Below are 13,485 nucleotides of genomic sequence, written 5' to 3'. Positions count from 1 at the left end.
AGCTGGAGTAGAGCCGCAACTCCCCCGGCCGACCCCGGCCGCGCGACCTCACCAGAGCACTGTCTGCCAAGCCCCTTCCCTCAGCCGACCGGGCCATACATACAAACCAGTTGGAAGACGCGGAGCGTCCGGATGTCAATGGGAGTCGGCCTTGAGACTGCTCCCCCGGTACTTCGACAAGGACGCACGGCACTGGTCAACCAACGACTACGTCCTCTGGGTCTCGACGTGCGCGCACTCCAGGCGACGCTAGGGACGCGAAGGATGGGATTCAGACTTGGGGGAGTCAGCACTACGTCGACCGGATAGCGAGTCGGAACTCTCTCCCCAGTCGTCGCCTACGCGAACCACACCAACCCGCTCCAGGGCACCGACGCCACCACCAGCAGCGCTCACCTGATCGCCGTATTACGCCGTAATAATCGACCTGCACCAGCTGTGCTCGCCCACGGAGAGGGCGGCCGGTCTGGCGGGGCTGGTTCGGCGGCTGGCTACTGCTCGACGGAGGGCTGGCCGTCCGTGTCCGGGGAGCCGGTTGCGGTGGCCTCATGGGAGTCCATGCTGGCGCCCGCGTCAGCGCGACCGGCCGGCGCTCGGGCAGCTGCTCATGCCGCCTGCGATACCCCGCAGGTGCGGCAGCTGATCCCGGTCAGGGTGCAATTCGTCCTGCACGAACCCCAGTCCCGGCACCGATGGCACTCCTCGCCGCCGTGCTCCTCCGAGGCCGGCGCCCAGCATGTATTGCACACCCAGGAGCCGTTGCTGCGCTGCACGGCGATGGCCATGTCGCTCCACACGAAATGGAACGCGCCCACGACGCGGTACCGGCCGCCATCCATGTCCACGGTGCCCGGGTGCAGTACGTGACGGCAGTACTCCGCAGACCGCTGGGCGCGGAGGGCACGCGCCTTCGCCATCGCAGCCAGGGCGGCATCCAGGTGGCCATCGTCGACCATCCACTGACGCCCGACCTTCACCACCGGGACTGTGCGGTCGTGGATCCAGACCTTGTTGTCCCGCTGGGCTGACCGCCGGTACCAGTCGTACGCGTTGCCGGGCGCGCCCGGCTCCTGCTTGTACCGGTCGATCGCCTTGGGCAGAGGGATGAGCATGGACGGGACGGTAGCCGAACCGCGAAGGCCCAGGAGAGTTAGTCGTAGATCTCATGCTGCTGCGGGTAGTTCGGCCACGACTGGACCCGCACGAACGATGCTGGCGCTGCCACGGGAGGCTGAGTGGCCCGGTAGACAGGGTCACCCAATTTGTTGCCACTAATCGTAGGACAGAGGTGCGAGAGCCTGCCTGTCATCACGAATACGACACAAGACACACATGTTCTACACACGAGGCCCTACGGTGAACCATCGATCCATCCCTGGGGGGAATCATGAGTACCCGTACTGCGGCGACTGTCGCTGCCACCACGTTTGTCCTTACCGCCGCTCTCACTGCGTGCGGTGGCAGTGATCACGCCAGCACCGAACCGGAGGCCGCGCCCAAGGCCCCGGTGTCGAAGGTCAGTCCCAAGGTGCCGTCGGTGGACTGTTCGGACACCAGCCTCAGCCAAGCCGACTGGGTCGAGCACTGCTCTGGCAAGGCGGGGGCCGGCACTGGCGGAGACGGAGGCCCCAGTACAGGGCTGGCCTTCGGTAAGACGTACACGTGGCCTGACGGGCTGAAGGTGACGGTCGTCGAGGCGAAGACCTTCACTGACTTCACCGCGGACGAGGGCGGCCCCGACCCGAAGAACACGGAGTTCCGGGTCAAGCTGAAGCTGACCAACAACGGCAAGCAACTGGCCGACCTGGGAGACATCGACACGATCATCGAAGGGGCGACGAACGGCGGTGAGGCTGCCTCGACCGGTTTCGATAACGGCGCCGCACCCCTCGAAGGCCGGCTCGCTCCCGGGGTCAGCACGGTGAAGACCGATGACAACGCCCTGGAGAAGCAGTACGGCAAAGAGATCGTGATCCGGGTTCAGCGGAGCAGCAACGACGACACCGACGACAGCTTCACGTTCCCCGAGTTCATCGGCACGATCCGCTGACTCCGGCCCGGGCGGTGTCAGAGTGGCGGTCCAGCTGAGGTGCGCTTCTACAGCGCGGCGGGCAGCTGCGGACGGCGGAAGGTTGCAAACCTTCGGCAGCCCACAGGACGACGCCAACCGCCCTGGCCTCCATGCAAGACGCTGCCTCGCCCCAGACCAGCTCCCAGCGGGGAGTTGAGAGGAGGTCATCCAGCAAGGGCAGGACCACCGTATTACGCCGTAATAATCGCCCGCCCCGAGGACCTCGGCCTCACGCGCTCTCAGCAGGCTCCGGTCTACCTGACTCTGCGCGGATGCCTGCGCACGACTATTACGGCGTAATACCGCGATGCCTCACCGCAGCACAGTGGGGGAGTGACAGATGAACGCCTTCCGCCTGTGGTCAGCCGCGCAAAACGGCTAGTGCCCCGACCGGGAACGTTCACCGTGTTCGGAGTTCGGGCTCGTCTTCCCAGAAAAGAGCGAGGCAAGCCCCAGGACTGCTGCGACAGAACACCCGAGGGGACCTGAAGGAAGATCACCCCAGCCAGGCCAGGACCCACCGTATTACGCCGTAATAATTGCTTGCTCGCAAGGACACATGCGTTGCGCCCACTCACCACGACTGGCCGATCCGCCCCAGCGCGGATGTCTCCTGGTCCCACACGACTATTACGGCGTAATAAGGGCTTCGGCAAGTTCACTCTCCGAGGGTCTCGCGGACGCGGGCGGGGCTGTCGCCCGTTTCAGCATGGAGGCGGCGGTGGCGGAGAAGGCGTTGACGGGCATCGTGTCTCCGGTCGTCGGATCGTTGGGGGAGGTGAGGTGGGGGAGCAGGCGTACGAGGTCGTCCTCGTCGCAGGGCAGACCGAGGGGCACCCAGCAGGTCAGCGAGGTCGTCCTTGCCGCGAGCCTGGCGAGCAACCACCAGACAGGCGGCGGCGCTCTGGCCTCTGCCGGGCGGGCTGACCTCGAAGGCCTCCGCTTCGAGGGGCCTCTTTCATGTCGGTGAACACGTCGGCTCCTCTACGCGGTGCTGGCGCTGGGCGAGCAGCAGAAGCTCGCAGTTGCGCTTCCTCTGGGCGTCGGTGAGCGGCCGGGCCTTCGCGCCGTGGTGGCGCCAGGGAGGGGAGGCGGGCGGCTCGGGATAGGCGAGGGCGTGATCTGCGTCGTGCTGTGGGGTGCTGCTCATGTGGGCCTCCGGTGGGAGGGGTTCAGGCGGATCCGTCGTCGCGCCGGCGCTTGGGCTGGACGTCGGAGGCGAACCCGCCGAGGCGGGCCTCTGTGGGATTCGCGGTGATCCAGCGTTCGGCGCAGCTCTTACGCACGGGCTCCCCGGAGTGGGGGGAGCGCATCGGCGTGGGCTGCTCACACAGGGCGCAGAGGCGGCCCTACCAGCGGTCGAAGTGCTGGTTGTCACGCCAGTCCAGCAAGCCGCCGGGGACCGGGACCAGGCCCGGCCCCCGGCGGCTTCTTGCTGCTGCGGGTCACAGCCGCAGGTGGGGCAGCTGCTGGAGGACTTGGTCCACGAGGTCTTGCTCCGGCTTCCACGCCGGGAGCGCGCCCGTGGCGGGCACCGGCAGCGGCAATTCGTGGACGTCGGTGAGGACCAGGTGGTGAACGTCCCGCTCTGCCCAGGGACCGGGGCAGTACTCGGGCCCCTGGTCCAGGTGACAGTCGATGAGCCGGGCGACGCCGATGACCGCGCCCAAGTGGAGCTCGCGGCCGCGGATCGTGGTGGCCACCAGCGGCTCGCGAAGGGCAAGGCGGTCCAGCTGCTTCCCGGCGTGGAGGAGGAACCAGCCGCGCCAGGGCCAGTTGCCGGGCCTGTTCTCCGTGGTCTTCCCGGCAAGGATGCAGGTGGCCCAGGGCTGGCGGATCGTGATTCCGCGGATCCAGTCTCCGCCGTCGAGTTCGGCAGTCATGCTGCACGCTCCAGCAGTGTGGTGCCGGGGCGCCCGCTCCGGCGGCCGTTGACGGTCGGAGCGTCGAGGTCCTCGATCTCCGCCCAGCCGTACCGGCCGCTGTGCTTGGTCCGGTACATCGAGACGTCCGCGCCACGCAGTAGGGCCGACAAGGCGTGAATGCCTAGGTAGTCGGGAACGGCGGCGCCCACCGACGCGGCAAGGGGGAGCGGGCCGGCCTCGGTGAGCACAGGCTCGTGCAGCGCGCCCATCAACCCCAGGAGGCGTCGCTCCATCGCGTCGTTCCCGGCCCGGGTGTCCACGCGGGTCGCGACGGCGAACTCGTCGCCGCCCAGGCGGCCGACTACTCCGTGCGGTCCGGCCCAGCGGGCGAGGCGCTCGCCGGTCGCGGCGAGCGCTTTGTCGCCGGCGGCGTGGCCGTGGGTGTCGTTGAGGCCCTTGAAATTGTCGAGGTCGATCAGGCAGACCAGGGAGTCCTGCCGGTGGCGGGCGAGCAGTCGCTGGGCGCGGCGCTCGAACGCGGCACGACGCTGGGCTCCGGTGAGCGGGTCGCGGCGTTCGGCTGTGAGGCGCCGGTGGAGGGTGAGCGCGTGAAGGGTCCAGCCGGTGAGCGGGATCGCGAGGATGGTGAAGATGAGGGCGCGTTGTCCGGTCGGGGTCGCAACACGCTTGACGGGGTCCATACTTGGATTTCCCTCTCGTCTCGAACGGGATGGGTGGCCCGGGGCAGGCGGACTGGTTTGGACGCCTTGAACGTCTGTCCCGGGGCGTAGCTACAGCGCGAAGTCGCTGCGGGTGTCCCAGCGGGCGGCCTTTACGGCGGGCTGTTCCATCCCCCAGCCGGCCCGCAGCCCGCGCTCTCCAGCTGTCCGGCACTTGCTGGGGCCCCGCCTGCTGCGCGGCGGGCGCGGCGTTGTACACCTCGTGGGGCGGCGCAGGACCATGGTGCGTGAAAGACCACCGCGTAGTCGGATCCAGCTGGAGCGGGGCGGCGTAAAAGCCCGTCAGGCCGCAGTCGCTGTGGAGACGGTGGGGCCGTTCCGGCCCGGGTGGTCCGGGCCGGAACGGGCGGGTGGTTGTTCAGTCGACAGCGCCAGGTTCCTGGTCGGCGGTCCGGTAGCGCTTGGTCTGCCGCAAGACTTGGTTCCGCTTGACGTCCAGGGCGACGGCGATGTCCTGCTGGGCGCCGTGGTAGCTGCCCTGCAGGGCGTCGATCTCCTGCCAGAACTCGGTCTCGACGCGCTCGTGCTCATCGTCGCGGTGCTTGCTGGCCTTGGCGACCAGGTCCCGCAGTTCGGTGCGGGCCTCGTCGTCGGGTCGGGGGGTCATGGGTGGCTCCAGGTGGATACGAGGGACGATGTATCTTGCCCCCTGCTCCGTTGGATCGGGTTGGGTGGCCCGGGGCGGCCGGTGATGGTTGGTTGCCGGAAGGCGGCCGCCCCGGCAGTCGTTCTTCTACGTGTTGAGGTGGGTAAGGGCGCGCTGGAGCAGGGGGCGGTGCGCGGCGTAGAGGGTGCGTCCGGCGGCGGTGATCTCCGAGTCGAGCTGGGCCAGAGATCCGAACGGCCACCATCCCGCATCGACTGCGTCATCGGCCGCGACCGCGTCGACTTCTACCGGCAGCTGGAAGAGCGCACTGGTCGACGCGATCCAGGCATGGTCCGACTGGCGCCAGTCATCCACGAGGTCCTGGCCGAGGATGACCGGCTGATGGTCGGCGAGGTCGAGGCCGGTCTCCTCCCGCAGCTCGCGGACCAGGGTGGCTGGTGCGATCTCGTCCGGGTTGACCATGCCGCCCGGGATGGCCTCCACCCCGATGTCGCTCCGGGTAATCAGCAGCAGTCGCCGCTGCCGGCCGCTGCCCGCGACCACGATCGGGTCGGCTGCCTGGTTTTCACCCCACCTCCCAAGGTTGCGGCCGGTCCGGCCGGTGCGGCCGTGGGGGTGCAGCGGCCAGCCCCGCTCATCGCGCTCGAACGGCACGAGCGCGGAGTGCCGGCGCTGATCCCAGTCGTGCACGTCGGCGGGTGTGGGCGCTCCCTCAGCCCATTCGGGCACGTGGTGGGTCAGCGCCGACGGCCGCAGCTCAGGCGGTGTGATGTCCACGGGCGTGTACTCCGGCCAGCTCACCGACCAGCAGCGCCGTTCCGTGGGGATGGCCTCAGTGATGTCGCTCATGATGGATCTCTCCTTGTTTCGTGATGGCTCAGAAACAGTGCTTAGGCCGGGGGAGCGGGCAGGGCACGGCACTTGTGGACGTGTTCGGTGGCCGTCTCGCGGATGCGGCAGAAGTCCAGAGCGAAGCTGCCGCTGTGGGTGCGGCAGCCGGTGCAGCGCCACCATGCCTTGCCCGGGGCGTCCATCTGGTGGCTCGGCCACGGATCCGCGCCGGTGATCTCCACCTCGGTTCCCACGCAGCGCCCTTCAAGACGGACCCACACGTGCTCGGGCCCGCCGCCGGAGGGCGCGTCCAGGCGCAGCAGGATGTGGCCGGTGGCTGTGCGGCGAATTTCGTTGTCGCGTTCCGCGGCAAGCAGCAGCTGGTCCAGCCGTGTCCGGCCGCCGAACGGCTCCGATGCGGGGATGGTCTGCAGGATGGCCCACAGCTCGGTGGGCGTGGTGCGGTCCGCGATCGACCGTGCGTGATTCAGCAGGCGCAGCAGGACCGCGTAAGCGTCGTCGCGGTGGAGGGTTCCGTTGAATTCCGCTTCCAGGCCGGTGAACAGATCGTCGATGGTGTTGGTGTTGAGGGGCATAGGGGCTCCTTTTCAGGGGTGTTGGCCGGTGATCGGGATATGCGGGTCGCCCCTGTTGGCGTGACGGTCGCGGTGTAGGGCGAGGGTCCGGACGCGGCAGTCCCGGGAAGTCCTGGAAACAGGCGTAGTTGCCGGAGTGGGCGGCGGCCGGGTGGCCCCCGCCCACTCATAATGCATCCTCAAAGGATGCTCTTCAAGTGATTCGCGTCTTTCGAGGATGCTTTTTTGCTGGCTCAGGTGTCAGGCAGCCACGGCGGGGGAGTCGAGGCCGAGCCCGCGTAACGTGTCGAGGACGTACGGCTCGAACCGGGCCTGGTGCTGGGCGGCGACGGCGCAGCCGGTAGCGCGGCCGTAGGCGTAGCAGCGCGCCATCATGCTGGCGTCGGTGTCGGCGAGGGCCTGGTCGACCGCGTTGCGCGCGAGGTGCTCGATCCAGGTCTGGGCGGCCGACTCGCGGCGGTTATGCGAGACCGCCATGGCAAGGGAGTCCGCCCACCGGCCGCTGCCGCAGGTGGGGCCGCCGCACTGCTCCCAGTCCCACTCCCGGTCGCGCATGCCCTCGGGGTCGGCGTCCCAGTCCGCAGCCCAGCGCGCGGCCCGCTCGGGGATCTCCTGCTGGATGACGTTCAGGACGTCGCGGCCGGCGGGACCGAGCGCGCGGTGGGCGTCGGTCTCCTCGATGACGCGGATCTGGTGGGAGAGCAGTCGGTAGGGGTAGTAGCGCTGGCTCCAGTTGCCGGTCTCGCCAAGCGGCTCCACGATCCACAGCCGCACGGGCCAGGTGACGGGCCAGATGCTGGTGTCCTCCAGCGCCTCGCCGACGCGCTTGACCATGCGGAAGTACGAGAAGGCGCTCTCGTCGAACCACAGGTTGGTGCAGGGGTTGGGGTGGTCGATGACGTCGCCCACGGCGGTGGCGAGGTTCACCGGGGTCCCGGCCTGGCGCGACTTCTCGATGATGCCGTCGGCGGGGGTGGCGATGTACCAGGTGACAGGCTTACGAGCCATGTGGTCCTCCACAAGGGGGTATTGGCGGCCGGGGCCGCTCATAACCGGATGCTGGTCGGGGTGCGCGGGCCAGCGGTCAGGCGCGGTAGACGGGCGGGCGGGAGCCGGCACGCAATTCGCGGATGATCGAGCAGGGGCCCTTGGTGGCGCAGTACGCGTCGTCGGTGTCCGGGAGGGCGTTGCCCGTGGTGCCCCACATGTCGCGGGCAACCGCGTTCACGACGCGCAGCATCTCGCCGTTGTTGGGACGGCAGGCACTGTTCGTGTCGCCGACGCCGTGCCGGGCGGCGCTGATGAGGTGCTGGCGGGCCTGGCGGGCGGCCCAGCGTCGGCTGCTGGGGCCGGTGTTCTCGTGCACGTGCCCGCTGTCGTGGAAGGTGTCCAGGTGGCAGCCGGTGCAGTGGTAGGTGACCAGCTGCTGAGGCTCGCTGTCGGGAAGCCACTTGCCTTCGAACTCGAAGACGATGACCTCCGCACCCGGAATCTCGGTGTGCCCGAAGGCCGTGACGAGACCGACACCGTCCGCGATCCCGCCGCGCCCAGCCCAGTTCCAGAAGACGCGGGGGAGGAAGTCGTCCCAGCCCTTGCCGTGTGGCCACTTTGCGTACATGACGCCCTGCGAGGCGTCGAAGGTCGCCGTGCCGTCGACGTTCTCGCGCTTGTACCGCTCGATCTGCTCGATCGACCCGAAGTACGTCGCGCTGAATTCCTCGGACTCCAGGAAGATCATCCCGTACCCCTCGGGCCGGGTGTCGTGGCCGTTCTCCCTCAGCATCTCGACCATGTCCTCGTAGCCCGGGTTGCCGGGGGTGATGGTGGCGACGAGGGGCAGCCGGTAGGAGTCGCAGCTCGTGACGTGGGCCGGGTTGGTCTCGCTGACGTTGTGCACGGTGCCGTACGTGTTCGTGATCGTGATGCTCATGCGTGGTGTCCTTCCTGGGATAACAGCGGGCGAGTGGCCGGGGAGGCCGGGGACGGCGTGCGCAAGGCGGGGTCGCGCCGGGTTCTGGTTGTTCGGCGAGGCGTCGGCGGTGTGCGTGCCAGATCGGCCGCGGTGAGCAGGTGCGGGCGCGGCCCGGCGGCGGCGCGGCTCACTCGCGGACCGCGTCCGCGTACTGCGCTTCCAGGTCGGCGCGGCCCTCGGGGTCGTCGTCCTGGTCGACGTCGTCGGGCCCGCCGTGGACGGTGCAGACGCTGTCCGGGTGCGGCCCGGTGGTGCTGGTGTGCGCGGTCAGCAGGTCGGTGACCGAGTGGACGGCCTGCCATGCCGGGGCGTTGCAGTCGTCGTCGTACGGGCAGCACACGAGTAGGTCGAAGCCCAGGTCGCCCTCGCCGTCCACGTCGGTGCGCAGGGCCAGGACCAGGCGGTTGCGTCCGAGGCTGATCTCGCCGACGCGATCGCCGCCGGCGAGCTGCGATCCCTCGCGCCACCGCCACAGCGGAAGCACGTCCGCGCCGAAGACGCGGCGAACCAGAAGCAGTTCGCCCAGGCCATCGCCGCCATCCCAACCGAACTCGCGGCGGCGGGTGTCGCTGGCGCGCTGGAGCAGCGGCTCCAGGCGGTGGATGTTGTCGGCGAACACGACGTGGTCGAAGCCCTCGACGCGCAGCTGCGGGAACGCGTTGACGGCGTCGGCGTGCTGGCGGCGTACGACGTCCTCGGGCACAGCGCGGGCCGGGTCGCGATCGGCCTGCCGCTTGACGCACAGGTCGGCCGGGGTGGACACGAGCAGTGCGACGGTGGGCACGCCGTGGGCGCGCGCGACGTCCAGCAGGTCCTTACGGACGTGGACCTCGGTGTTCGTCGCGCTGATGACCGTGGTGAGCCTGCGGGCGAGGCGGGCCTCCAGTGCGGTGTGCAGGAGGTCGGCGGCTGCCTGGGTAGCCGACTGGTCGCCGGCGTCGTCCGAGACCATCGCCCGGAAGGCGTCGAGCTCCAGGACCTGCGTGGCGGGCCAGGTGCTCGCGAGGGTGCTCTTCCCGCTGCCTGACGCCCCGATCATCACGATGAGCGCCGGGTCGGGGATGGTCGTGTCGAGCGGCTGCATCGTGCCTTCGAAGGTGATCTTCACGAGCGTTCTCCTTGCGGGTGGAGGGTGGAGGTGGCCAGGTGAAGGCGCATCCCGGTGGAGTCGGCGACGAAGGCCGCAGCCTCTTCGATCGCGCAGGCGGCGGACTCTGCGTCCTCGCCGTCCAGCGGGGTGAGCGCGGCGGCTCGGGAGGCCACCGTCAGGAGCTGGCTGAGCGATCCGAGGACGCCGTCCTGCGGGAAGGCGTCGTCGAACAGCTCGCGCAGCGTCCCGGCGAGGAACTCGGCGTCGACCGGACCGCCCAGTTCGTCCTCGATCTGCTGGACAGCGAGCTTCACGATCCCGGCCGAGGCGCGGACCCGGTCCAGACGTGTACGGGAACGGCCGGTCACCGTGTGGTGGCCTTGCTGGCGGCGATGAGCGCCGCCACTGTCTCCCAGCCGTGGTGCCAGGCGCTGTCAAGGTGGAGGCGCCGTTCATGCCGGAGTCGGCCAGCTTGTAGAAGCCGCCCTTGCCCGTCTTGGTGGCGAGCCTCTCCAGGAGGCCCCTGTCCGGGACGCGGCGGTCCGCGGCGTAGTGGGTTCCGAAGGACACGGCGAGCGCGGCCGCGGCGGCGACCGGGTGGATCCGGATACCGAGCGCGCGGGCGCCGGCCCCGGCCACGATGGCCTGGGTAGCCGTGTAGGTCAGGCAGTGGTGGAGGCATGCCCCTACGGCCGTCGACGGTGCCGTGCGTCGTCGTCTTCTTGGTGGCCGGGTCCCTGTAGGTCACCGGATGGTCGTCGGAGGCCCCCTTCACCTGAGCGCAGAAATCGCTCTGGATCCAGAAATCACCGAGCTTGCTTCCGGTGCGGGTCAGGCAGAGCAGGGCGGCGAAGGCGGCGGCGTTGCGGTGCGACATGCGGAATCGTCCTTATCTGGTGGGTAGGGGGCCGGGCTGGCTGTCCGGTCCTCCGCGCCGCCCCGGCCCGGTGAACGGGGCGGGGCGGCACAGGGAGCCGTCAGATCAGCCACCGTCCGTGCTGTTCGTCCAGCGGTGGCCATTGCGGCACTTGAAGGTGTGGTTGGACAGCAGCTGGTACGGGCCGCGGTCCTCCCAGGCATGCCTGCCTTCCACCGGAGGCTCGCCGCACCGCCAGCACGGCTGGCAGCCCGACAGCTCGTACGGCTTCAGCGGCCGGGGCTCGGTCGACCGCGACGTCTGCTCGGGCACCTGCCGGGCCGGCTTCGAGGCCAGCAGCTCGGCCACGTGATCCACCGGCGGGGGAGGCGAGTACACCGTTTCCGGCGCGCCCCACCGCCTGATCCGGACCGACCAGTTCGCCGCCAGCCCCCAGAACAGCGGTCCTGCGGCGAGCCACACCCCGAGGTAGACCACGACCGCCATGGCGGCTGACATCCACAGCGGCGCCGCCATCCCGCCGTACGCGACGATGCTGCACAGCACCCCGGCCGCCCACGCGACCACCACGTCTGCGTGAAACACAGTGATCGCGGCGGAGAGTGCGATCCGCCGCTTCACTGCGGCCAGCAGACGGTTCCTGTCCCATGTCATCGCGTGCACCGCGGGTCGTCCTTTGGCGGTCATGAAGGGCTCCTTCATCGGGTGAAGTGGGCGTCGCAGGTCAGGCGGCCATCGGACTGGCCGGCCCGTTGAGGTAAGAGGTGGGGTCGGCAGGGGTGCCCTCATGGCACTCCAGGCAGATCCCGAGCGAGGTACGCAGGCAGTGGAAGAAGCGGCGGCCGCACTCGGGGCAGGAAGCCGTTCCTCGGGCCGCGGCTTTCGACCTCTGCCGCGACCTGCTGGCCGCCGGGGCGGAGCCCCATGTCCCGCAACTGCCGCTTGGTGGCGAGTCCTTCGGGAGCCTCGATGCGCTTGTACACGGGGATCGTCGTCGGAGGCTTTTCCGGCGTGTACGGGTCGACGTCGACCAAGTCCTCGGTGGTACTCGTCGAGTCAGACTCGTGGGCACGCACGTCTGCCTCCTCCGGGTGAGTCGGTGTTCTCGCTCGGACAGCTCCACCAGCAGCTGCTCCGGGGACCGCAGGGTGTCAATCGCGTCGTCGTTCATGGTCAGTTGTCCTTCGTGAGAGAGAAGTCGTCGAAGCTCACGCGCCCCGTGCGCGGGAACGGATGTCCGCGGCGGATCCACGGGCCGGCCAGGAACTCGGTGACCTCGGGATCGCGGATCAGCCCCTGGGCAACTGCGGCCAGGCCAACGTCCCTCGCCGCAGTGCCCAGCTTCTTCAGCTGCGCGAGGTTGCCCTGGGTGAGGTCGACGATCCGCACCGACGTGTGCTCGACGAGCCGGGACGCGGAGTACCGGGCGCACCATGTCTTAGGCCGGCCGGGGTGGTTGGGGTGAGCGATCATGTCTGCCCTGAGCGCGGCGAGTTCTGCGTCCGGGAGCTCATTCGCGTATGCGGTGAGCTCGGTGAGGGCGGCCGCCGCCCAGGCCAGGTACTGGGCCTCGGCCTGGGCGTAGGCCGCCCAGTCGATACTGTCGGCCCAGGACTGCAGCTGGTCCGCAGCGGCGTCCCAGGCGTCAGATACGGGCCCTGTCCATGGGGTGCTGACCGTGTTGTTCATGAGTGCTCCTTCTCGAACGCAGGGTGGCTATACGGGCCGGGCGGCCTGCCCCGTCCCCGGCGCCCAGGGTGGGCGGGGGGGGCGAGGCAGGCAGCCCGGTCATCCGTGGAACTTGTTGCGCCGGAAGACCGCCTTGCGGATGTTGACCGTGGTGCCGCCTCCACCGCTGCTCGACGAGGCACCGCGTACGGCGAGCGCGAGGAAGACCAGCACGAACAGTCCGGCCAGGCTCATCACGGCCTGGCCGGTCGCGGTGAGGATGGCGGGGAGCTGGGCGAGGGTGGGAGCCGCGGCACCGACGCCGATCCCGGCCAGCGCGATGCCGCCGCCGGTGGAGAGGGCGATGGCGCTGTACTTCCACACGAAGGCCGGCACCGCGCGTTGCGGGCCGGCCGGGGCTGTGGGCGGCAGCGCCGGGGCGGGAGCCGGGGCCACGATCTGGGAGTAGACCGGGGCCGGGGCGAGCGCGGCCTGCTGGTATTGGGTGCGCAGGTAGTTGAGGGCTTCCTCCCTGCGCACCAGGTCGTAGACCCGGGCCATGTACGCCTCGTCGGTGGGCAGTCCGGCGGTGTGCGGGGCCGGGGCGGGGAGGCTGCCGGGGCGTGCATCTGGGAACAGCTCCCAGATCTTCTCCAGGCCCTCGTACGGCAGGCCGACGGTCGGCATGCCGGTGGCCGGCGGGGCGGGCGGGGCTTGCTGGTGCTCGGTGAGGGTGAGGTCGCGGGGTTCCACAGGGTGCTCCTTGACGGGGGATGGGGAACGCGAAGGACCCGCCCTGCCGGATGGCTGGGCGGGTCCTTGGTGGCCCGGGTCGGGCCGAAGGCGGGGCGGTGAGGTGTCAGCCGAGGCTGTAGAAGGCGAGGAACGCGGCGAGCAGGACGCAGCCGACCTTCGCCCACCACGGGCCGATCTCCCAGGCGCCCCAGAGCAGGGCAAGGGAGGCGCCGCGCAGGCCCCAGCGGGCGAAGAACCCCAGCGGCTGGTGCTGCTGGAGTTCCTGGATCCGGGCGGTGCGCCGGTCCATCTCCGACTGGAGGTGCGCGCGGGTGATGGCGTCGGTCTCGGAGGTGTTCCGGAACGTCTCGCTGTAGGAGTGCCGTTCGGCCTCCAGGCGCTCGATCTCCTCATCCGCGGTCTCGACCATGGT

The 13,485-nt window shown here is 69.6% G+C and carries 18 protein-coding genes; 1 reads left to right on the top strand and 17 read right to left on the bottom strand.

From position 1 onward, the window contains the following. Positions 1 to 605: 605 nt before the first annotated feature. Positions 606 to 1,112 (bottom strand): hypothetical protein, encoded by a 507-nt coding sequence (locus OHB13_RS38395; RefSeq protein ID WP_328335772.1) that lies wholly within the window; start codon positions 1,110 to 1,112, stop codon positions 606 to 608. Positions 1,113 to 1,387: 275 nt separating this feature from the next. Between OHB13_RS38395 and OHB13_RS38390 the strand changes: the two genes are divergently transcribed. Then, on the top strand, positions 1,388 to 2,050 hold the full coding sequence (locus OHB13_RS38390) for a hypothetical protein (protein ID WP_328335773.1): 663 nt from the start codon (positions 1,388 to 1,390) through the stop codon (positions 2,048 to 2,050). 651 nt (positions 2,051 to 2,701) lie between these two features. On the opposite strand, the gene OHB13_RS38385 is transcribed toward OHB13_RS38390, so the two are convergent. The 16 genes from OHB13_RS38385 to OHB13_RS38310 form a co-directional block, all read right to left on the bottom strand. Further along, positions 2,702 to 2,953 (bottom strand): hypothetical protein, encoded by a 252-nt coding sequence (locus tag OHB13_RS38385; RefSeq protein WP_328380716.1) that lies wholly within the window; start codon positions 2,951 to 2,953, stop codon positions 2,702 to 2,704. A 76-nt stretch (positions 2,954 to 3,029) separates the two neighbouring features. Then, the gene (locus OHB13_RS38380; protein ID WP_328380714.1) at positions 3,030 to 3,221 is read right to left on the bottom strand and encodes a hypothetical protein; all 192 of its coding nucleotides are present in this window, start codon (positions 3,219 to 3,221) and stop codon (positions 3,030 to 3,032) included. Positions 3,222 to 3,516: 295 nt separating this feature from the next. Continuing rightward, the gene (locus OHB13_RS38375; protein ID WP_328335775.1) at positions 3,517 to 3,954 is read right to left on the bottom strand and encodes a hypothetical protein; all 438 of its coding nucleotides are present in this window, start codon (positions 3,952 to 3,954) and stop codon (positions 3,517 to 3,519) included. After that, on the bottom strand, positions 3,951 to 4,637 hold the full coding sequence (locus tag OHB13_RS38370; protein ID WP_328380712.1) for a GGDEF domain-containing protein: 687 nt from the start codon (positions 4,635 to 4,637) through the stop codon (positions 3,951 to 3,953). The genes OHB13_RS38375 and OHB13_RS38370 overlap by 4 nt, the downstream gene beginning before the upstream one ends. 397 nt (positions 4,638 to 5,034) lie before the next feature. Continuing rightward, positions 5,035 to 5,283 carry a hypothetical protein gene (locus OHB13_RS38365; protein WP_328380710.1) on the bottom strand — a complete coding sequence of 83 codons (249 nt, stop codon included), beginning with the start codon at positions 5,281 to 5,283 and terminating at the stop codon, positions 5,035 to 5,037. A gap of 126 nt (positions 5,284 to 5,409) precedes the next feature. Beyond that, on the bottom strand, positions 5,410 to 6,132 hold the full coding sequence (locus OHB13_RS38360; RefSeq protein WP_328380708.1) for an NUDIX domain-containing protein: 723 nt from the start codon (positions 6,130 to 6,132) through the stop codon (positions 5,410 to 5,412). Positions 6,133 to 6,173: 41 nt separating this feature from the next. Beyond that, positions 6,174 to 6,710, bottom strand: coding sequence for a hypothetical protein (locus OHB13_RS38355; protein ID WP_328335779.1), 537 nt, complete (start codon positions 6,708 to 6,710; stop codon positions 6,174 to 6,176). Between the two features lie 240 nt (positions 6,711 to 6,950). Next, positions 6,951 to 7,718: a hypothetical protein gene (locus OHB13_RS38350; RefSeq protein WP_328380706.1), complete on the bottom strand. Its 768-nt coding sequence runs from the start codon at positions 7,716 to 7,718 to the stop codon at positions 6,951 to 6,953. A 76-nt stretch (positions 7,719 to 7,794) separates the two neighbouring features. Continuing rightward, on the bottom strand, positions 7,795 to 8,640 hold the full coding sequence (locus OHB13_RS38345; protein WP_328380705.1) for a hypothetical protein: 846 nt from the start codon (positions 8,638 to 8,640) through the stop codon (positions 7,795 to 7,797). Positions 8,641 to 8,809: 169 nt separating this feature from the next. Then, positions 8,810 to 9,790 (bottom strand): ATP-binding protein, encoded by a 981-nt coding sequence (locus OHB13_RS38340; protein WP_328380703.1) that lies wholly within the window; start codon positions 9,788 to 9,790, stop codon positions 8,810 to 8,812. Continuing rightward, positions 9,787 to 10,140, bottom strand: coding sequence for a hypothetical protein (locus OHB13_RS38335; RefSeq protein WP_328380701.1), 354 nt, complete (start codon positions 10,138 to 10,140; stop codon positions 9,787 to 9,789). Before OHB13_RS38335 ends, OHB13_RS38340 begins: the two co-directional genes overlap by 4 nt. 614 nt (positions 10,141 to 10,754) lie before the next feature. After that, positions 10,755 to 11,336, bottom strand: a complete 582-nt coding sequence (locus tag OHB13_RS38330; RefSeq protein WP_328380699.1) for a hypothetical protein — start codon at positions 11,334 to 11,336, stop codon at positions 10,755 to 10,757. Between the two features lie 98 nt (positions 11,337 to 11,434). Next, positions 11,435 to 11,725 (bottom strand): hypothetical protein, encoded by a 291-nt coding sequence (locus OHB13_RS38325; protein ID WP_328380804.1) that lies wholly within the window; start codon positions 11,723 to 11,725, stop codon positions 11,435 to 11,437. 97 nt (positions 11,726 to 11,822) lie between these two features. After that, positions 11,823 to 12,338, bottom strand: coding sequence for a hypothetical protein (locus tag OHB13_RS38320; protein ID WP_328380697.1), 516 nt, complete (start codon positions 12,336 to 12,338; stop codon positions 11,823 to 11,825). A 99-nt stretch (positions 12,339 to 12,437) separates the two neighbouring features. Further along, the gene (locus tag OHB13_RS38315; RefSeq protein WP_328380695.1) at positions 12,438 to 13,070 is read right to left on the bottom strand and encodes a hypothetical protein; all 633 of its coding nucleotides are present in this window, start codon (positions 13,068 to 13,070) and stop codon (positions 12,438 to 12,440) included. A gap of 106 nt (positions 13,071 to 13,176) precedes the next feature. Next, on the bottom strand, positions 13,177 to 13,482 hold the full coding sequence (locus tag OHB13_RS38310; protein ID WP_328380800.1) for a hypothetical protein: 306 nt from the start codon (positions 13,480 to 13,482) through the stop codon (positions 13,177 to 13,179). Positions 13,483 to 13,485 lie beyond the last annotated feature (3 nt).

This window comes from Streptomyces sp. NBC_00440, assembly GCF_036014215.1.
Classification (GTDB): Bacteria; Actinomycetota; Actinomycetes; order Streptomycetales; family Streptomycetaceae; genus Streptomyces.
Note: the sequence above shows the minus strand (reverse complement) of the source record. Positions and strands in the feature narration are given on the sequence as shown.